Here is a 19,027-nt window from a genome sequence, read left to right on the forward strand (position 1 = left end):
GGTTCGCGCTAGATGCCCGCGTACCACTGGTAGCCGCGATCTTCCCAGTACCCTCCGTGGCCGCGTCCGATATCGTCCAGGCTGGCCACCGCCTCGATCGCCGTGAGGTATTTGGCGTGCTTGTAACCGAGCTGGCGTTCGATCCGCATGCGAAGGGGCGCACCGTTGCGGATTGGCAGCGGCTCCCCGTTGAGGCTGTGGGCGATGATCGTCTGCGGGTGGAAGGCGTCGATCATGTCGACGCTCTCGTAATAGTCCGATCCGTTGAGATTGTCCGCGCAGCGGAACACGATGAACTTCGCCTCCTCGCGCAGCCCTGCCGCATCGAGGAGGACCGAAAGCTGTGGGCCGGTCCATTCGCCGATCGCGCTCCACCCCTCCACGCAATCGTGCCGGGTGACCTGGGTGCGCTGAGGGAGGCGACGGATGTTTTCCAGGCTCAGCGACAGCGGGTTGTCGACCAGCCCGCGAACCTCGAGACGCCAGTCGGCGAAACCGGCCGCGGCCTGCTGCTGATAATCGCCATTTTGCGGGTCGGTCGAGCCATTGCCGCGAAAGAACGGACTGATTTCGCTGCGCGGATATTCCGGTGCCAGCGCCTTGCGATCGGTCAGCAACCGGTGTGCGCCCCGGTGCCACCGTTCTGCCGCAGCGAGCATGCCGGCGCCCGCTTCGCTCTCTGCGACCTTGTTGCAGCCGGCAACGAAAGCCGCGCCAAGCGCCGCCAGAAACCCCCTACGACGCATCGGCTTTTCCTCCCGTGATCATGTCGCGCAACTGGTGGACGGGACCGGCAAGGATCACCAGCGCCACGTGGACGACGAAGAAGCCGAAGGTCGCGAAAGCGAAGATGAAATGCAGGCTGCGGGCCGACTGCCTTCCCCCCAGCAGCTCGAGAAGCCAGCCGAACGTCGCCTGCATCCCGGGGCTGATCGCCATTCCGGTGAAGATCATCATCGGCAGGAAGACGCCGAGGACGAGACCGTAGGCCAGCTTCTGGAGGAAGTTGTATTTACCCCCGCCGTGGTCGAAATCGAGCCGCAGGTGCGCCCTGATGTCGCTCCATACATTCGCCGCGCGCCATTCGCGGGTGCTGGTGGCGATATCGCGCCGGAAGTGGCGGTTGAGCAGCATCGCCGCCCACATGAACAACAGCCCCAGGGCGAAGGGCCAGGCAGCGAGGATGTGCCAGTCTCGCGCCACGGCGAGGCTGTAATACCCCGGGATCGTCATCCAGTCGGGAAAGCGCGGAACCGCCAGCCAGGCCTGCTCGGGCGCGAAGCCCCAGTCGCCCCAGTAGAGATAGCGATGGGCGTTGGAGATCGTAAGCCCGGACATGAACAGGATCACCACGAAGACGAGGTTGATCCAGTGCCACAACCTTGTGCTCAGCGCATGCCGCTTCATGCATTGTCCCCTTCGCGCGCCAGATAGATCACGTCGCGGTCCTGGTCGAGCAGATGCTGGCCGCTATCGACGAACAGGGTCTGTCCGCTCGCGAGCCAGCCGTGGGCCAGGAAAAGCGCGGCGTCGGCCACCTCTTCGGGGCCGGTCTTGCGCCGCAGCAGGTTGAGACGGTGGGAAATCTCGGCCTCTTCTTCGCTCTGGTCGTGGCTCGGCAGGATCGCGCCGGGGGCCAGGCCGTAGACGCGATCGGAGCTGCCGGCATGGGCCTTCGCCAGCATGGCGACGGTCGATCCGAGGGCATGCTTGCTCATCGTGTAGCTGAAGAAATCCGGGTTGGGATTGGCGATCTTCTGATCGGTGACGTTGATCACCCGGCGCCCGCCCATGGAACGCGCCTTCGCGAGGAAGGTCTGGGCCATGTGGGTCGGCGTGCGCGCATTGATCCGCATGGCACGGGCGCCGATGTCGGGATCGAGTGCCGCCGCATCGTCGGGCTCGAAGATGCTGGCCGAGTTCACCAGCGCCCGCCAGTCACCTACCCGCTCGGCAAGGTTTCCGACCATCGCCACCGCGGCATCTCCGTCGGCGAGATCGCATGCGATCGTCTCGGCGCTCGGCAGTTGACGTGCCAGATCGTCGGCGGCGTCCCCGGAACTGCGATAGTGAATGACCACATGCCAGCCCGCCATGCCGAAGCGGCGCGATATGGCGCCGCCGACGCGTTTTGCGCCTCCGGTAACGAGAACTGCCGGCCTGGTCATCGTCTTGAGTCAACCACATCGGGCCGTACGGGGGAAGCCCGAAAGCGAAGCGCGCCGCCATCCTAAATGGATAACGGCGCGCAGATGCGACCCTTCGGGCTCTTATCTGATTACCGGCAACGTGTCGGCCCGCGGGTTAGTTCCCGACCGACCAGCGCACCGGCCGCAGCACCCAGAATGGTGCCGGTGGCGCGATCGCCCCGGGTATCGACGGCCCGGCCCAGCAGAGCGCCGAGCGCGCCCCCGGCAAGCAAGCCGACGGTGCCGTTGCCGCGCTTGCAATAGTACTGGCCATCCTGACCGCGCCAGTAGCGGATGTCGCTACCCTGCGCGCGGCGATAGGCGATGCCGTCTCCGCCCTTGGCACGGTAACCGTGGGCAGGCGCCCAGCGCGGGGGATCGGCGGCGGCCGGCACAGACAGGCCGAGCCCGGTGAATGCCATTGCCGAGGTCGCGATGGCGAGAGCGGTTTTCTTCATGATCGAACCTCATCGATTGCTTTTCGATGGGGATTGATCGCTTCAGCACGAAAAACGTTCGATGAACGAACGCCTGGGTCGGCAAATTAACGACGGAACGTGAGAAACGCGGGGACGAAGCGTGCGAAATCGCTCCGTTCAGCGGTCAGTCCGGCTTGCGAACGGTCAGTGCCAGCCATTGGCGCACGACCCCGTCGCTGCCGTTGCCCGTATAGATTTCGCTATCCACCGGTTCGAACCCGGCTTGCGCGTAGCAGGTCGTGAGCCAGTCCGCGGTCGGCAGGTTTGTCCAGCGGCCGAGGGGGTCGCGCCCCTCGCCGGAATGTCTGTCGTCGGCGAGCTTGTAATTGGCGAAATGAAGACCCCCGGGCCGCAGCGCGTGCCGTATCTTCGCGAGAACAGCGGGGAGCGATGCGCGGGGCAGATGCAGCAGCGAGGCATGAGCCCAGACGGCGTCGTAATGTGCTAGTGCTTCCAGTTCGTCGAAGCGCATTACCCGCGCCTCGATACCGTGCCGCTCCCGAACCTTGCGCACCATTGCCCGCGTGCCGTCGGTGGCGTCGATCCGAAAGCCGCGCTTAGCCATATGGGCGGCGTCCGCGCCGCAGCCGCACCCCAGTTCGAGGATCGAAGCGCCGTGGGCCAGCCGATCCAGAAAGGGATCGAGGTGGCGGTGCCGGTCCTGCGCGGTGCTGGCGGCGTAATGCGGTGCGGCCTTCTCGTAATAGGCGAGTGTGGCCGCGTCGTGGGTCACACGGCTGCCGGCGCCGCCGCCTCGCGATCGCGTTCGGCGCGGCTCTTTTTCTGGGCTGTCGTCTTCAACTGTCCGCAAGCGGCGTCGATGTCGCGCCCGCGCGGGGTGCGGACCGGGGCGCTGATGCCGTGTTCGAACACGATCTCGGAAAAGCGCCGGACGCGCTCGGGCGTCGAACATTCGTAGGCCGCGCCGGGCCAGGGGTTGAAGGGGATGAGATTGACCTTGGCGGGGAGATCGAACTTCTTGAGGAGCCGCACCAGTTCGCGCGCGTCGTCGTCGCTGTCGTTCTTGTCCTTGAGCATCACATATTCGAAGGTGATACGCCGGGCGTTGGAAGCGCCGGGGTAGGCCGCGCAGGCGGAGAGCAATTCCTCGATCCCGTATTTGCGGTTGAGCGGCACGATCTCGTCGCGCACCTCCTTGGTCACCGCGTGGAGCGAGACCGCGAGGTTGACCCCGATCTCCTCGCCGCAGCGCTCCATCATCGGCACTACGCCGCTGGTCGACAGCGTGATGCGGCGCTTGGACAGGGCCAGCCCGTCGCCATCCATCACCAGCCGCAGGGCATCGCGGACATTGTCGAAATTGTAGAGCGGCTCGCCCATGCCCATCATCACGATGTTGGTGAGCAGGCGGCCATCGGCGGTGTATTCGGCCTCGCTCGCCTCGGCGGCGAAATCCATCTTACCCTTGGGCCATTCGCCCAGCGCATCGCGCGCAAGCATCACCTGGCCGACGATTTCGCCAGGGGTCAGATTGCGCACCAGCCGCATGGTGCCGGTGTGGCAGAATGTGCAGTTGAGCGTGCAGCCGACCTGGCTCGACACGCACAGGGTGCCGCGGTCTGCATCGGGGATGAAGACCATCTCAAACTCGTGCCCGTCGGCTGTCTTGAGCAACCACTTGCGCGTGCCATCGGTCGAGTGCTGCGCTTCGACGACGTCCGGCCTGCCGATCACGAAGCGCTCGGCGAGCCAGGGTCGCATGGGCTTGGCGATGTCGGTCATGGCCGCGAAATCGGTGACTCCGCGGTGGTAGAGCCAATGGAACACTTGTTTGGCGCGCAGCTTGGCCTGCTTGGTATCGAGCCCGGCGTATTCGAAAAGGGCGCGAATGCGATCGCGAGGCAGCCCGATGAGATCCTGGCGTCCATCGGCGCGCGGTGTGATGTCGCGCGCGACGGGCACCGGATCGACCTGTCCGGGGATGGGCATGAGCTCGGTACTTGTCATGGAACGCGGTCATATAGGGATATCGCGGCAATTTTGAAAGCCGACTTGCCGGTCCTGAGGGACCGGTTCCCGCAACTCGTCGGTTTTCGCCACCGTCCGTCGAAAAAATTCGGAGATCGCGATTTGTCGATCAGACGCGGCTGTTCGTCGCTCATAATGTTTCAAAGATGCAACACATTCCTGTTGTGCAGGGTTAATGAAACTGCCGAGGGAAAACCCCGTTGAACCGGTCCGCGCGGCGTTCTGCGCCGTGACGAACACAACGGAGTACAACAATGAAAAAGCTTACAGCCCTTCTCGTCGCAGCATCGACGGCGTCGCTCGCCACACCGGCTTTGGCCCAGGAAGCCGATACCTTCACGGGCTTTCGCGCACAGGCCATCGGGGGTTACGATTCCGTGACCGCCGGTAGCAGTGTCGATGACGACGGTAACGACAATAACGACCAGTCGATCGACGGTTTCGCCTATGGCGCGGCGGTCGGTTACGATTTCGACTTCGGCGGCGCGGTGATCGGTGCCGAGGCGGAATACACCGATTCCACCGCCAAGACCGAGTTCAGCAACGGCGATTTCGAAGGCTTTGGTTTTGGCAGCGTGGATGCTGGCCGCGATCTCTATTTCGGTGCCCGCGCCGGTGCCAAGGTCGCGCCCGATGTGCTCCTCTATGCCAAGGGCGGATACACCAATGCCAAGCTCAACGTCCTCGCCAACGACGGTACGACCGAGTTCGACGAGGACTTCGATCTCGATGGCTACCGTGTCGGCGGCGGGCTCGAATATGCGATCAATCCGCGGGCCTTCGTCAATGTCGAATACCGCTATTCGAATTACAGCGAGGCCGAGGTGGATTTCGATGGCACGCTGCCCGACACCGACCGTTTCGACGTCGATCTCGACCGGCATCAGATCATGGCGGGCGTCGGCGTTCGCTTCTGATATCGGCTGATTACGAAGGAGGGCCGGGGGCGCATTGTCGTCTCCGGCCCTTTTTTCGTTCAGCGTCCGGAACAAGCGAGCGTCGCCGCATCGAGCGCGCTGGCGACACCGTCGAGACGGTAGCGATCGGTGAATCTCCGCCCATTCGATGCCGTGGCGCGGAGGGACATTCGGGGCGCGGACCGCATCGCCGCCACGATTGCGGCGTCCATCGCGCGATCCCGAGCCCAGGCGTCTCCTCCGCCGCCGGTCAGCGCGAAACTCCGCTCGCCGATGGTCAATCGAATATCGCTTCGGTCGCGCAGCATCCGGGATAGGCGGAAATGGACCTGTCCGCGCAGGTTGCGCCGCGGCCAGGTTCCGATCGTGGCGTAGGGTTCGAGTTCCGTCTCTCGCCCGGTCGTATCGGCGAGGGCGATGGCATAGCAGCGCGGTACCTGGCCGTCGCGAAATGCACCCCAATTGTCGAAGACGCCGAGGCTGTCTTTCGCGGCGACCGGTGCCGCCAGCAAGACCGTGACGAACAGCCCCAGGCCGGCGAAGATTTTGATGGAAGGGATCGCGGACATCTGCCCCCTCCTATCAAAACCCGTTGGAAATCCTAGCGCAGGAACTCGCCTGCCGTTCGGGCCCGGCCGTAGGCCGTGCGATCGGGGTAGAGCTGCTCGTACACGGCCGCGTTCTCGATCACCCGCTGGACGTAATTCTTTGTCTCGAAGAACGGGATTTCCTCGATCCAGCGTTCCCAGCTCACCGCACCGGTGCGCGGATCGCCGTTGGCGCGCAGCCATTTGTTCACATTGCCCGGTCCGGCATTGTAGGCGGCGATGGCGAGCGGATAGCTGCCGTCGTAATAGGACACCAGCCGCTCGATATGGTTGCTGCCGAGCCGGATGTTGTATTCGGCATCGTCGATCAGCGAGGCGGTCATGTACTGCATGCCGGCGCGCCCGGCCTCTTCCCGCGCGGTGGCCGGCATCAGCTGCATCAGACCGCGCGCCCCGGCGTGACTGATGGCGTTCTGTGCGAACTGGCTCTCCTGCCGCGCGATCGCGTGGACCAGGGTGAAATTCGCTCCCGGAGGAAGGGGCAGGGTGGGGAAGCCCTGAACCACGAAGCCGTCGAGCCCGTCGGCGCCCGCCGCTTCCGCCACGTTGACCGCAAGATCCCGCCGCCCGATTTCGCGGGCGAGATCGGCGACCAGCGCATGCTCCTCCGGCGTGTCGGCGCTCTGGGCCAATTCGCGATAGAACTGAATTCCGGTGCGCCAGGGCGCATCGCGCGCGACCTCGCGCGTGGCGGCAACCAGCGGCATGGCGTTGAACTGTTGTCGCTGTTCGCCGGTCGGAACGACGGGGGTCTGCGAACCGACCCGGGGAACGGGACGGCCCAGCTCGCGCAGGGCAAGCTGGCCATAGAAACGATCGGGGTAGGCCGCCGCCAACTCGTAATAGCGTGTCGCTTCGCTCCGGTTTCCGGCGCGCGCGGAAGCATATCCGGCCCAGTAGAACCCCTTGGAACGGGTCTGCGGCGTCTGCGCAGCGGTCCCGTAATTGTAGAACAGCGGCGCGGCGCTATTGCCGTCGCCCATGTCCCAAAGCGCCTTGGTCCCGCCAAGCCACATCAGCGAGGTCCAATCGTCGCGGATGCGATAGCTTTCCTGGGACAGGTCGGTTCCTGCGGGAAACAGATCATTGGCCTTGGCGGCGATCGTCACCGCCCGGCTTGCATCGGCACCGCGCGCGATCCGCAGCATCTCGGTGAGGAAAGTTTCGGAATCATACGGCGTGCGCCCGAAACTGGCGCGCGTCGCCAGCAGGTTCACGGCCGAGGCCGAATTGCCGCTCGACCGGTAGTGGCGGGCGAGATTGTAGACGTAGCCGGGGTCGGCGAGAGCGCCGTCGGGAACCGACAGTCCGGCGTTGCTCGGAGTCTCACCCTGGACCAGAGCGAGGCGGGCCATCGCCATGTCGCGCATGGCCGGCGAGACGTTCACGACCTGGCGGGCCGCCGCCTCGCCCGCAGCCTGCCACAGCAGCGCGTTCATCCGCGCATCGTGGTCCTCGGGCGTGAACCGGGTGCCGTACAGTCCGAGCATATAGGCTTCGGAGGGTCCGCTCATCTCACCGCCGCGCCAGGCCTTCCGGGCGACCTCGAAGGCTTCGGGCCGGTTCTGGGTGGCAAGCGCCAGAGCATATCGAGCCCGCGCCGAATTTGTCAGCGGCGGATGGCGATCGAAGAAGGCGACGAGCGTTTCCGGCCCCACCGGATCGCGGTCGAGCGCGTTTTCCGCCTTGCGTTGGAAGCTCTCCTGCAGCGGCAGGCCGGGATAGGTGGTGATGAAGCTGGCGACGGTGGAGAAACCAGGGTTGTCGCTTTCCCGCAGCACCTCCCACTGCTGGATCGCCTGTGCCATCCGACCCGGTTGGCTGGCGACGAGATTGCCGCGTGCGCGATCCCAGCTGGAGGGGTCCTGCGCATTCGCGACGGAGGGAACGGCCAGGGCGGAGCCGGCCAGGAGGGCGATGGGGAAAAACGATGTGCGGCTCATGCTGGACATAATGCCAAGCGGCTCCTTATCAGGCGCTGAATGATATCGCCCGCAGGCGCGGGCGGTGGATGCAATTCTTCTCCGAACGCAGGACCGATGTAAATGTTCTCAGGCTCCATCCCCGCCCTGGCGACTCCCTTTCGCGACGGATCGTTCGACGAGACGGCGTTCCGGAAGCTGGTCGACTGGCAGATCGACAACGGCAGCAAGGGGCTGGTGCCCTGCGGCACCACGGGAGAGGCCTCTACCCTGTCGAATGCCGAACATCACCGCGTGATCGAGGTGTGCGTCGAGCAGGCGGCAGGTCGCGTGCCGGTGATTGCAGGCTGCGGCAGCAACGATACCCGCAACGCGCTGCTTCACATGCAGTTCGCCAAGAAGGCCGGCGCCGCCGCCGGACTGTGCGTTGCGCCCTATTACAATCGACCGGGACAGAATGGCCTGATCGCCCATTTCAGCCACCTCGCCGAACACAGCGATCTGCCGATCGTGCTCTACAATGTGCCCAGCCGGACGGTCACCGACATCGAGGACGACACGGTGGTCGAACTGGTCCGCAAATATCCTCACCGGATCGTTGCCATCAAGGATGCCAGCGGCGACCTGTCGCGCGTCGCCGACCACCGTATGGGATTGAGCCACGAATTTTGCCAGCTTTCGGGCAATGACGAGCTCTGGCTGCCGCACTCCGCTGCCGGTGGCGCAGGCTGCATCTCCGTGACCGCGAACGTGGCGCCCGCGCTGTGTGCAGAATTCCACGAGGCGATCGCGGCGAACGATCTGGTCAAGGCGCGCAAGCTCAACGACCGGCTGTTTCCGCTGCACTACGCCATGTTCTCCGACGCGAGCCCCGCGCCGGTCAAATACGCGCTGAGCCGGGTCCACGAGTGGTTCAGTCCCGACGTCCGCCTGCCGCTCTGCAATGCGAGCGAAGCCAGCCGCAAGGCGGTGGACGAGGCGCTGGAGATTGCCGGACTGCTTTAAAGCACCTCGTCCTCGTCCATCATGGGCTGGGCGGTGCCGGCGGGTTCGCTGGCCATGATCGCCTCGGTGATCGTGTCGATCCGATCGCCGGCGCGCTCGGGATGTTCGAGTTGGGCAATGTGGAACACCGCGTCGCCCTGGTTGACCACGGGCAGGGTGGCGTGGCCGATGATGATGCCGTCGACACTGGCCAGCATCTCCTGGCCATCTTCGCCGAACAGGCCAGTGACGGTGGCGAGCAGATCGCCCTTGTAGACGATGTCCCCGGACTTGCGGACCCTATGGGTCACACCGCCGCGGGGCGCGCGGACCCAGCTCGATCGGTTGGCGCGGGCCGGGATGCCGACGCTGGTCAGCCCGTCGTCCGCGTCGATCATGCCGATATGCGCCAGCACCCGGCAGATGCCGCTGGTGCCGATATCGATCGACAGGCGGTCGAAACGCAAGGCCTCTCCGGCTTCCATCAGCAGCATCGGCACCTCGCGCTCAGCGGCGAGCGCGCGCATCGAACCGGGTCGCAGCGGGCTCTCAATGATCACCGGTGCGCCGAATGCCATGGCGAGTTCGACGAGATAGGGGCTGCCGCTTGCGATGCGGATCTGTGGCAGGTTGTAGCGGTTGATCGCCGCGGTGTGCAGGTCGATGCCCAGGGAGCAGCGGTCGATGACGTGCTCGAGAAAGCAATGCGCCAGTTGCGCCGCCAGCGAGCCGCGCTGGCTGCCGGGAAAGCTGCGGTTGAGGTCGCGCCGGTCGGGCAGGTAGCGCATGTGCTGCATGAAGCCGAAGATGTTCACCGCCGGGCAGAGGATCAGAGTGCCCTTGAGATCATCGGGCGTGATGCGCGCGACTAGCCGCTGGATGATTGCCGTCCCCACGATCTCGTCCCCGTGGATCGCGGCACTCACGAACACCGCGGGGCCCGGCTCCTTCCCGTGGATCACCTGGAGCGCCAGATTGGCGGGAAAGCCGGTGACCTGATGCGTGACCGGGATGGCCAGCGTCCGGCGCTCGCCCGGCGGAATGCTCTCGCCGGCGATCTCGAACGCACCGTGCCCGTCAGGCGACTCGGTGGAATTGTCCCCCATCTTCGGCCTCCCTGCCGCATTCGTCGTCGCGGCACGGATTTTGGCAAGGGAAATCGTGTCCGGGGTTTCCCTGCCAGCCCCCAGCGCCTACATCGCCCACCCCATGGCCCGTCCCAAACCCGCCACTTTCGACAAGCAGAAAACCGTCGCCGACAATCGTCGCGTACGGTTCGATTACCATGTCGAAGAGACCTTCGAGGCCGGACTTGCTTTGCAGGGGACCGAGGTGAAGGCGCTGCGGGCGGGCGAGGCGAGCATCAAGGAAAGCTATGCCGAGGTGCGCGACGGCCAGGTCTGGCTGATCAACGCCAACATTCCCGAATTCAGCCACGGCAACCGCAACAACCACGAACCCCGACGGCCCCGCAAGCTGCTGCTGCATACCCGCGAGATCGACAAGCTGTTCGGTGCGGTCGAACGCAAGGGGATGACGCTGGTGCCGCTGTCGGTCTATTTCAATTCCACGGGGCGCGCCAAGGTCGAGCTGGCTCTGGCGAAGGGCAAGCAGGCTCACGACAAGCGTCAGACGGTCAAGGATCGCGACTGGAAGCGCGACAAGGCGCGGCTGATGCGCGAACGCGGCTAGCGCGGGTGGTCAGCTCCGCACCTGCCAATTCAGCACGTGGCAAGCGCAATCTGAGTAAGCATATGGCCAGTATGGCAGACTCCAGTTCGACCGGTGCATTCTCCTTGCGCTCTCCACGCGACACGCGCATGCCGCCGCCGTGCAAATGATCGACCCGCGTCCCAGATCGCGCCTGCCGGGGTGGATGCGCGTGCGCATGCCCGAGCGCGAGGAAATGGCGCGCAACAAATATCTGAAGCCGATCGCGCACCGGTTCCTGAGCCCCGAACTGTGGCGTTTCACCCGCACCTCGGTTCCGCGCGGTGTCGGTCTCGGGCTGTTCGCGGCCTTCATCGTGCCTCTGGGCCAGATTTTTCTCGCCGCCTTCCTTGCCCTGCCGCTGCGTGCCAATGTCCCGATCGCGGCCCTGGCGACCTTCGTGACCAACCCGCTGACCTTTCCCTTCTGGGCAGTCGTCGCCAACAAGGTCGGCCGTTTCGTGCTCAACGTCGATGCCGCCGTGGGTGCCGGAGCGGGCGATCTGGCCCGCGACAGCGGCCTGTTCGCCACGATCTTCGAGACTGCCGGCGTCACCGCGCTAGGCTTTGTCGTCCTGGCACTGGTCACCTCCGTGCTCGGGCGGGTTCTTGCGGGCTGGATCTGGCGCTTCCTCGTCGGACGTCGGCGCAGCCGCCGCTTGAAGGAAATGAAGCGGCGGCTCGACGAACGCCATGCGCAGACGAGCGGCGAATGAACTTCGCCGTGTTAGGTAGCGACGAACCACGCGGGGTTTCTCTCCCGCCTCTACCCCTTCTCGCGGGTCTTCTTGCCGCGATCGCGCTCTCCATCGCCGCGGTCTGGCTGATCGGGGGAAGCGGCATTGCGGCGCTCGCCTATGCCGGCGGGCTGCTCGTCCTCGCGATCGGTGGCCTGCTCGTCGGCAGGGTGCGCGCGGAGGCCACCCGGGAAGCCGTGGCGTTGCCGGATTGGACCGTCACGGCAGCGGCCATGGACAACAGCCGAAGGGCCATGGCGATCACCGATCGGGCCAACCGCCTGACCTGTGCCAACGAGACCTATCGCCAATGGTTCGGCGAACCCGACCCTCCCAGCGAGATTGCGTTTTCGGACACTGCCAACATCGCCATCGCAGAGGCGGCGAGGGCAGCCTGGCGCGAAGGGCGGGGGGTGGCGGACGACCTGTCGCAGAGCGAGGGCGAGCGAAGGTTTCGCCTCGAGGTGACGCGGGCGGGTCGGGGTGAGAATTTTCTTGTCTGGCGCTTCGCCGAGATCCTGGTCGAACAGGGCTATGACGGCATCGACGAGCGCATTTCCGGATCGCTGGGGGCGATCCTGTCGCGTGCGGGGGTCGAAGTGGCGCTGGTCGCAGGAGACGGCATCATAATGTCGCATTCTCCCGGCCTTGCCGAGCGTGCCGAGGGGCAGGACGACAGTTCGCTGGCGGGGAAGGAGTTCGTGAAGCTGCTTCGCACCGACGACCGCGACCGTATCTATTTCGCTCGCGAGGGGCAGCAGGGATCGCCTCAGACGCTGGTTCATATCCCGCTCGACGCCGGCGATTCCCCGGACGAAGGCGTTGAAACGAGACCCTCGGTCATGCTGCTGATCGACAGCAGCGTGGGCTTCGGCGGAGGGTGGGAGGCCAGTGGCAAGGCTTCCGTGCCGCAGTTGGAAGCGCTGCTGTCGGCACTTCCCCTCGGGCTTGCGCTGACCGACCGCGACGGTCGCTTCCTCTTCGCCAACAAGGCCTTCCTCCGCGCGGTCGAGCGCGAACAGGTTGGATTGCCGCAATTCCCCTCCGATCTCGTGGTTCGGGAGGACAAGGGTCCGTTTGCCGATACGGTGCGCCGCTTCGCTCGCGGCGCGACCGCGAGCGGCGACATCGCGGTACGTCTCGCCAACGACCGCGAGGAACCGGTTTCGATCGGCCTTGCCGGAGTGCGCGGGCTGGGCGATGCGGCGGTGCTGCTGTCGCTGTCGGATTCGACCGAGGAAAAGCGCCTGCGCCGTCAGGTCGCCCAGGCGACGAAGATGCAGGCCGTCGGCCAGCTCGCCGGCGGCGTCGCACACGATTTCAACAATGTGCTGACCGCGATCATCGGCTATTGCGACCTGATGCTCCTGCGCCATACGCCGGGCGACAGCGATTACGACGACATCCAGCAGATCAGGGCGAATTCGAACCGCGCCGCCTCGCTGACCCGCCAGCTGCTCGCTTTCAGTCGCCAGCAAACCCTGCGCCCCGTCGTCCTGCAATTGCCCGATGTCGTCAGCGAGGTCAGCCAGCTGCTCAAGCGGCTGATGGGCGACAAGGTCGAGTTCTCTATCAGGCACGATCGCGAGTTGGGCCCGGTGCGGGCCGATCCGCAGCAGCTCGAACAGGTGATCATCAATCTCGCGGTGAATGCCCGCGACGCGATGCACGGGCATGGCGCGCGGGCCGGATCGGACTGGAAGGGCCGGCTCACTCTCGCGACCCGGCGCGTGTCCGCGCGCGATGTGCGCAAGCTCGGCATCGATATCATGCCGGCGGACGATTACACCGTGCTGATCGTTCAGGACACCGGCGGCGGCATACCCGAACAGGTGATCAACAAGATCTTCGAGCCGTTCTTCACCACCAAGGAACAGGGCAAGGGCACCGGGCTAGGCCTCTCGACCGTCTATGGCATCGTCAAGCAGTCCAACGGTTTCATCTTCGCGGACAATGTCACCGGATCGGACGGCAGGGTCGCCGGGGCGCGGTTCACGGTCTATCTCCCGGTGCACAAGGGCGAGGTGCCCGCACCTGCCCGCAAGGACCCGGTCGAAGACGAGCGGGCGAGCGAATGGTCGGGTGGCGCGAGCCTGTTGCTCGTCGAGGACGAGGACATGGTCCGCGCCGTCGCCGAACGCGCTCTCACCAGGGCAGGCTATTCCGTGACCACCGCCAGCGACGGCGAGGAAGGGTTGGCGATCATCGCCAACGGCAAGGGCGAGTTCGACCTCGTCGTCTCCGACGTCGTAATGCCGGTGAAGGACGGTCCCGCCATGGCCCGCGACATCCGCAAGGTGAAGCCGAACCTGCCGATCCTTTTCATGTCCGGCTATGCCGAAGAGCATCTGCGCAGCGAGATCGACATCGACAACATGCATTTCATTCCCAAGCCCTTCAGTGTCCAGCAGATCAACGCCAAGGTCGCCGAGGTGCTCGGCGAGCAGGTGCGCGAGGGCGCTTGATTTGGTTTGAAAATAAATCTTCGTTCCCCACTTGTTCTACAGGAACAAACCCGATACATGGGTGTCATCGTTGATGAGTCGACACCCGGCTCTGGTCATTCGGTGGAGGTGATGCGATGGCGGCCAATCTCAAGCTCGTAGACAAGGAAAACGACGTGGACCGTCAGAAGGCACTCGATGCCGCGCTCGCGCAGATAGATCGCGCTTTCGGCAAGGGTTCGGCGATGAAGCTGGGCCAGAAGGAAGCGATGAATGTCGAATCGATTTCGACCGGATCGCTCGGTCTCGACATCGCGCTTGGCATTGGCGGCCTGCCCAAGGGCCGCGTGATCGAAATCTACGGCCCGGAAAGCTCGGGCAAGACCACGCTGGCGCTGCATGTGATTGCCGAGGCGCAGAAGGCCGGGGGCACGGCGGCCTTCGTCGACGCCGAACATGCGCTCGATCCGATCTATGCCAGGAAGCTTGGTGTCGATATCGACGAGCTCATCGTGTCGCAGCCCGATACCGGCGAGCAGGCGCTCGAGATCACGGACACGTTGGTGCGGTCGAACGCGATCGACGTGCTGGTTGTCGATTCGGTCGCGGCGCTGGTGCCGCGGGCCGAGATCGAGGGCGAGATGGGCGACAGCCATGTCGGCCTGCAGGCGCGGCTGATGAGCCAGTCGCTGCGTAAGCTTACGGGCTCGATCAACCGCTCCAAATGCATGGTCATCTTCATCAACCAGCTGCGGATGAAGATCGGTGTGATGTACGGCAATCCGGAAACCACCACCGGCGGCAACGCACTCAAGTTCTATGCCTCGGTCCGTCTCGACATCCGCCGCACCGGGCAGATCAAGGATCGCGACGACGTGGTGGGCAACTCGACCCGGGTGAAGGTCGTCAAGAACAAGGTCGCCCCGCCGTTCAAGCAGGTCGAGTTCGACATCATGTACGGCGAGGGCATTTCCAAGATCGGCGAGATCCTCGACCTCGGCGTCAAGGCCGGTGTGGTGGAGAAATCCGGGTCCTGGTTCAGCTATGACAGCATCAGGATCGGCCAGGGACGCGAAAACGCCAAGGTCTACCTCAAGGAAAACCCCGAAGTTTGCGCCAAGTTGGAAGCCGCCATACGCGGCCGGACCGACGAGGTTGCCGAGGAGATGATGACCGGTCCGGACGCGGACGACTGATCGGATCTTCTCAAGCGGGAGCGCGCCCGGCTTATTTCTCGCCGGTCGCTATGGAGCCACTGTCCCCACCGTGGCCGTTCGCTCCCGAACACACGGAAAGCCGGTGCGTGCCGGGGCCGTCGCTTGCGAAGGCTTCCCAACCGCACCGGCTTTTCCGCGCCTTGCGCGCAAGTTTCTGGATCGCCGGTGTGTGCGCTTCTAGCATCGATCTCGAATCGCCACCGGGAGAACGCGCGTGACCGTTATCGTCCACCACCTCAACAACAGCCGCTCGCAGCGCATCCTCTGGCTGCTCGAGGAGCTGGGTGTCGACTACGAACTCGTCGCGTATCAGCGCGATGCGCAGACGAATCTGGCGCCTCCCGAACTCAAGGCCGTTCACCCGCTTGGTAAGTCCCCCGTGATCGAGGACGCCGGTCGCTCGATTTCGGAGAGCGGCGCGATTATCGAGTATCTTTGCGTCCGTTACGGCGGCGATCGTTGGGTCCCCCGATATGGCTCGGACGACTGGATAGCCCACGCCGAATGGATGCAGTTCGCCGAGAGCAGCTTCTTCGTCCCGGTCATGCTGAAGATATACTTCGGCCGTCTGGGCGAGGGCGCGGCGCCGCTTTTTCCTCGTATCGAGGAGCAACTGGCCGCACATATCGAATTTGCCGAAGAGCGGATTGGCGAAAACCTTCATTTCATCGGCGAGGATTGGACGGCGGTCGATGTCATGATGAGCTTTCCCGCCGAGATCGCGGTCATGCAGGGCTATGCCGAGAAGGCGCCGAAACTCGCCGCTTTCGTCGAGAAGATCCATGCCCGGGACGCTTGGCAGCGTGCACGCCAGAAAACCGGACCCTATTTTGCCTGGTAAGGCCGCCGCCTGATCACCACGCCGCAAACTGTGAGCGGCTTTCCTTGCTTGTCGCCCCGCACGCCATTGCCTAACTGGCCACCATGACCTCGACCAACGAACTCCGCCGCGCCTTCCTCGACTATTTTGCGCGGGCCGACCATGTCGAGGTCCCGAGCGCGCCCTTGGTGCCCTACAGCGATCCGACGCTGATGTTCGTCAACGCCGGCATGGTGCCCTTCAAGAACGCATTCACCGGGCTCGAAGCTCCGCCCGCGCAGCGCGCGACCAGCGCCCAGAAATGCGTGCGCGCCGGCGGCAAGCACAACGATCTCGACAACGTCGGCTACACGGCCCGGCATCACACCTTCTTCGAGATGCTCGGCAATTTCAGCTTCGGAGACTATTTCAAGGAACAGGCGATCCATCACGCTTGGACCCTGCTGACCAAGGAATGGGGCCTCGATCCCCAGCGTCTGCTGGTGACCGTCTATCATACCGACGACGAAGCCTTCGATCTATGGAAGACGCTCACCGGGTTTCCCGACGAGAAGATCGTCCGCATCCCTACCAAGGACAATTTCTGGGCAATGGGCGCGGATGGGCCGTGCGGGCCCTGCTCGGAAATCTTCTGGGATCATGGCGACCACATCCCCGGCGGTCCTCCCGGAAGCCCGGACGAGGACGGGGATCGCTTCGTCGAGATCTGGAACCTCGTCTTCATGCAGTTCACGCAGGAAGCCGACGAGATCGTCGCCGACCTGCCGCATCCCAGCATCGACACCGGGATGGGGCTGGAGCGTGTCGCGGCGGTGATGCAGGGCGTGCACGACAATTACGACACCGACACTTTCCGCGAGCTTATCGAAGCGTCGGAAAGCCTGACCGGGGTGAAGGCCGAAGGCGCGAACCAGGCGAGCCACCGGGTGATCGCCGACCATCTGCGCTCGACCAGCTTCCTGCTCGCCGACGGTGTCTTGCCCAGCAACGAAGGGCGCGGCTATGTCCTGCGCCGCATCATGCGCCGGGCCATGCGCCACGCCCATCTGCTCGGAACGAGCGAACCGCTGATGCACCGCCTGGTGCCTGCTCTCGTTACCGAAATGGGACAGGCCTATCCCGAATTGCAGCGCGGCCAGGATCTGATCGAGGAAGTACTCGAACGCGAGGAGACCCAGTTTCGCCGCACGCTCGACAAGGGTTTGCGCCTTCTCGACGAAGCGACCGCCGAGATGGCAGAGGGCGGCACGCTGGATGGCGAAACCGCTTTCAAGCTCTACGACACCTACGGCTTTCCCTACGATCTGACCGAAGATGCCCTGCGCGGGCGCGGACTGTCGGTCGACCGTGCGGGTTTCGATGCGGCGATGGCCCAGCAGAAGCAGGCTGCGCGGGCCGCGTGGAAGGGTTCGGGCGAAGCGGCGAGCGACGACATCTGGTTCGACATCGCAGATCGCGAAGGTTCGACGGAGTTCACCGGCTACACTTCGACCACGGGCGAGGGCACGGTGGTCGCGCTCGTGAAGGACAGGACAGAGGTCGACAGGGCCGGCGAAGGCGATAGCGTCACCATCCTTACCAACCAGACGCCCTTTTACGGCGAGAGCGGTGGCCAGTCCGGCGATGCGGGCCGGATCTGGACGCCGGAGGGGCTGGAGATCGCGGTCGAAACGACCAACAAGCCGCTCGGTCGGTTGCATGCGCATGTGGGCGTGATCGCTAGCGGATCGGTCGCAAGGGGCGACAGAGTGCACCTTGCCATCGACGCCGACCGGCGGGACCGGATCCGGGCGAACCATTCCGCCACGCATCTGGTCCATGCGGCGCTGCGGGCGCGGCTTGGCGGTCACGTGACGCAAAAGGGCTCCTTGGTATCCGACGATCGTTTCCGGTTCGATTTCTCGCATCCCAAACCGTTGTCCGACGCCGACATCGCCGCGATCGAGGCGGAGGTGAATGCCGAGATCCGCGCCAACGAACAGGTCTCCACCAGGTTGATGACCCCGGACGATGCCGTTGCGGCGGGCGCCCTGGCTCTGTTCGGCGAGAAATACGGCGACGAGGTTCGCGTCCTCTCGATGGGACGGCGGCAGGACGGCAGCCGGAACTACTCGGTCGAGCTGTGCGGTGGCACACACGTCGAGGCGACCGGCGATATCGGCTTGCTCCGCATCGTCTCCGAAAGCGCCGTCAGCTCGGGCGTGCGCCGGATCGAGGCGTTGACGGGCGAGGCGGCGCGGCAGTGGCTGGTCGGGCGCGAGGAAGCGTTGAAAGCGATCGCCGGGACCTTGAAGAGCGCCCCGGACGAGGCCGCCGACCGTGTCGCGGCGCTGGTCGAGGAACGCCGCAGGCTCGAAAAGGAACTGGCCGAGGCAAAGCGCGCCCTGGCGCTGGGGGGAGGCGCCGCCAACGGCGCGAACGTGGCCGAGGAGGACGTGGCCGGCGTGAAGTTCTCCGGTCAGGTTATCGACGGGCTCGACCCGCGAGAATTGCGGCCCCTCCTAGACGAGGCGAAAACCCGCCTCGGCTCGGGCGTCGCGACGATCTGCGCGGTCAACGAGGGCAAGGGCGCCATCGCCGTGGCGGTGACGGACGATCTGGTCGAGCGGTTTAGCGCCGTCGATCTCGTGCGTGCCGGAGTGGAAGCGCTCGGCGGCAAGGGCGGCGGCGGTCGCCCGGACATGGCCCAGGGTGGCGGTCCCGACGGACCGAAGGCTACGGATGCCATTGCCGCTGTGCGGGCTGCATTGGCGCACGAAAACGCCTGACCGGCGCGAACCGGTCAGGCGATTTTGGATTAAGGCGATTTAAGCGCTCGGCGTCGACTTGGTCTCGCCGCTCGATCCGCGCTCGATGTCGTAGCCATCGGTATCGCCCGGTGCACCGCGCTTGTCGGTCGGCGCCTTGTCCTTGCGCACGCTGGCCACGTTCTGCGGCTTGAACTTCTCGTCGTTGGGAATGGGCTTGGTCGGGTCGGCCATCAATTTTCTCCTTTCCCGAACAACGCACTGA

General features: G+C 64.9%; 18 protein-coding genes. 8 read left to right on the forward strand and 10 right to left on the reverse strand.

The genetic code is table 11. The features are described 5' to 3' along the window. Positions 1–8: 8 nt before the first annotated feature. The 6 genes from ACGHN1_RS06695 to rlmN all read right to left on the reverse strand — a co-directional run bounded on the left by ACGHN1_RS06695 (position 9) and on the right by rlmN (position 4,636). Entirely contained in the window at positions 9–746 is a 738-nt protein-coding gene (locus ACGHN1_RS06695) for a molybdopterin-binding protein (RefSeq protein ID WP_390549517.1), read from the reverse strand. Continuing rightward, positions 736–1,407 (reverse strand): cytochrome b/b6 domain-containing protein, encoded by a 672-nt coding sequence (locus tag ACGHN1_RS06700; protein ID WP_390549519.1) that lies wholly within the window; start codon positions 1,405–1,407, stop codon positions 736–738. The genes ACGHN1_RS06695 and ACGHN1_RS06700 overlap by 11 nt, the downstream gene beginning before the upstream one ends. Continuing rightward, entirely contained in the window at positions 1,404–2,168 is a 765-nt protein-coding gene (locus ACGHN1_RS06705; RefSeq protein WP_390549521.1) for an SDR family oxidoreductase, read from the reverse strand. The genes ACGHN1_RS06700 and ACGHN1_RS06705 overlap by 4 nt, the downstream gene beginning before the upstream one ends. Before the next feature lie 110 nt (positions 2,169–2,278). Then, positions 2,279–2,647: a glycine zipper 2TM domain-containing protein gene (locus ACGHN1_RS06710; RefSeq protein WP_390549523.1), complete on the reverse strand. Its 369-nt coding sequence runs from the start codon at positions 2,645–2,647 to the stop codon at positions 2,279–2,281. A gap of 145 nt (positions 2,648–2,792) precedes the next feature. After that, positions 2,793–3,401, reverse strand: a complete 609-nt coding sequence (locus ACGHN1_RS06715; RefSeq protein ID WP_390549525.1) for a class I SAM-dependent methyltransferase — start codon at positions 3,399–3,401, stop codon at positions 2,793–2,795. Continuing rightward, the gene (gene rlmN, locus ACGHN1_RS06720; RefSeq protein ID WP_390549527.1) at positions 3,398–4,636 is read right to left on the reverse strand and encodes a 23S rRNA (adenine(2503)-C(2))-methyltransferase RlmN; all 1,239 of its coding nucleotides are present in this window, start codon (positions 4,634–4,636) and stop codon (positions 3,398–3,400) included. Before rlmN ends, ACGHN1_RS06715 begins: the two co-directional genes overlap by 4 nt. 275 nt (positions 4,637–4,911) lie before the next feature. Here rlmN and ACGHN1_RS06725 point away from each other — a divergent pair, with 275 nt between their 5' ends. Further along, positions 4,912–5,574 carry an outer membrane protein gene (locus ACGHN1_RS06725; protein WP_390549529.1) on the forward strand — a complete coding sequence of 221 codons (663 nt, stop codon included), beginning with the start codon at positions 4,912–4,914 and terminating at the stop codon, positions 5,572–5,574. A 59-nt stretch (positions 5,575–5,633) separates the two neighbouring features. Here ACGHN1_RS06725 and ACGHN1_RS06730 read toward each other — a convergent pair whose 3' ends face one another. Further along, positions 5,634–6,143 (reverse strand): invasion associated locus B family protein, encoded by a 510-nt coding sequence (locus tag ACGHN1_RS06730; RefSeq protein WP_390549531.1) that lies wholly within the window; start codon positions 6,141–6,143, stop codon positions 5,634–5,636. A 32-nt stretch (positions 6,144–6,175) separates the two neighbouring features. Beyond that, positions 6,176–8,134 (reverse strand): lytic transglycosylase domain-containing protein, encoded by a 1,959-nt coding sequence (locus ACGHN1_RS06735; protein ID WP_390549533.1) that lies wholly within the window; start codon positions 8,132–8,134, stop codon positions 6,176–6,178. A 93-nt stretch (positions 8,135–8,227) separates the two neighbouring features. Between ACGHN1_RS06735 and dapA the strand changes: the two genes are divergently transcribed. Then, positions 8,228–9,109 carry a 4-hydroxy-tetrahydrodipicolinate synthase gene (dapA, locus tag ACGHN1_RS06740; protein ID WP_390549535.1) on the forward strand — a complete coding sequence of 294 codons (882 nt, stop codon included), beginning with the start codon at positions 8,228–8,230 and terminating at the stop codon, positions 9,107–9,109. Here dapA and ACGHN1_RS06745 read toward each other — a convergent pair. After that, entirely contained in the window at positions 9,106–10,194 is a 1,089-nt protein-coding gene (locus ACGHN1_RS06745) for a succinylglutamate desuccinylase/aspartoacylase family protein (protein WP_390549536.1), read from the reverse strand. The two genes, dapA and ACGHN1_RS06745, sit on opposite strands and share 4 nt — an antisense overlap. 103 nt (positions 10,195–10,297) lie before the next feature. Between ACGHN1_RS06745 and smpB the strand changes: the two genes are divergently transcribed. From smpB to alaS, 6 genes are all read left to right on the forward strand, one after another. After that, on the forward strand, positions 10,298–10,780 hold the full coding sequence (smpB, locus tag ACGHN1_RS06750; protein WP_390549538.1) for an SsrA-binding protein SmpB: 483 nt from the start codon (positions 10,298–10,300) through the stop codon (positions 10,778–10,780). Between the two features lie 145 nt (positions 10,781–10,925). Beyond that, positions 10,926–11,513, forward strand: coding sequence for a DUF2062 domain-containing protein (locus ACGHN1_RS06755; protein WP_390549801.1), 588 nt, complete (start codon positions 10,926–10,928; stop codon positions 11,511–11,513). After that, positions 11,510–13,999, forward strand: a complete 2,490-nt coding sequence (locus ACGHN1_RS06760; RefSeq protein ID WP_390549540.1) for a response regulator — start codon at positions 11,510–11,512, stop codon at positions 13,997–13,999. Before ACGHN1_RS06755 ends, ACGHN1_RS06760 begins: the two co-directional genes overlap by 4 nt. Before the next feature lie 116 nt (positions 14,000–14,115). Then, positions 14,116–15,174: a recombinase RecA gene (gene recA, locus ACGHN1_RS06765; protein ID WP_390549542.1), complete on the forward strand. Its 1,059-nt coding sequence runs from the start codon at positions 14,116–14,118 to the stop codon at positions 15,172–15,174. Between the two features lie 235 nt (positions 15,175–15,409). Further along, positions 15,410–16,036: a glutathione S-transferase family protein gene (locus ACGHN1_RS06770; RefSeq protein ID WP_390549544.1), complete on the forward strand. Its 627-nt coding sequence runs from the start codon at positions 15,410–15,412 to the stop codon at positions 16,034–16,036. Positions 16,037–16,119: 83 nt separating this feature from the next. Continuing rightward, on the forward strand, positions 16,120–18,783 hold the full coding sequence (alaS, locus tag ACGHN1_RS06775; RefSeq protein ID WP_390549547.1) for an alanine--tRNA ligase: 2,664 nt from the start codon (positions 16,120–16,122) through the stop codon (positions 18,781–18,783). Between the two features lie 39 nt (positions 18,784–18,822). On the opposite strand, the gene ACGHN1_RS06780 is transcribed toward alaS, so the two are convergent. After that, entirely contained in the window at positions 18,823–18,996 is a 174-nt protein-coding gene (locus ACGHN1_RS06780; protein WP_390549549.1) for a hypothetical protein, read from the reverse strand. Between the last annotated feature and the right edge of the window lie 31 nt (positions 18,997–19,027).

It is taken from the genome of Qipengyuania sp. MTN3-11 (assembly GCF_042851825.1).
Taxonomy (GTDB): domain Bacteria; phylum Pseudomonadota; class Alphaproteobacteria; order Sphingomonadales; family Sphingomonadaceae; genus Qipengyuania.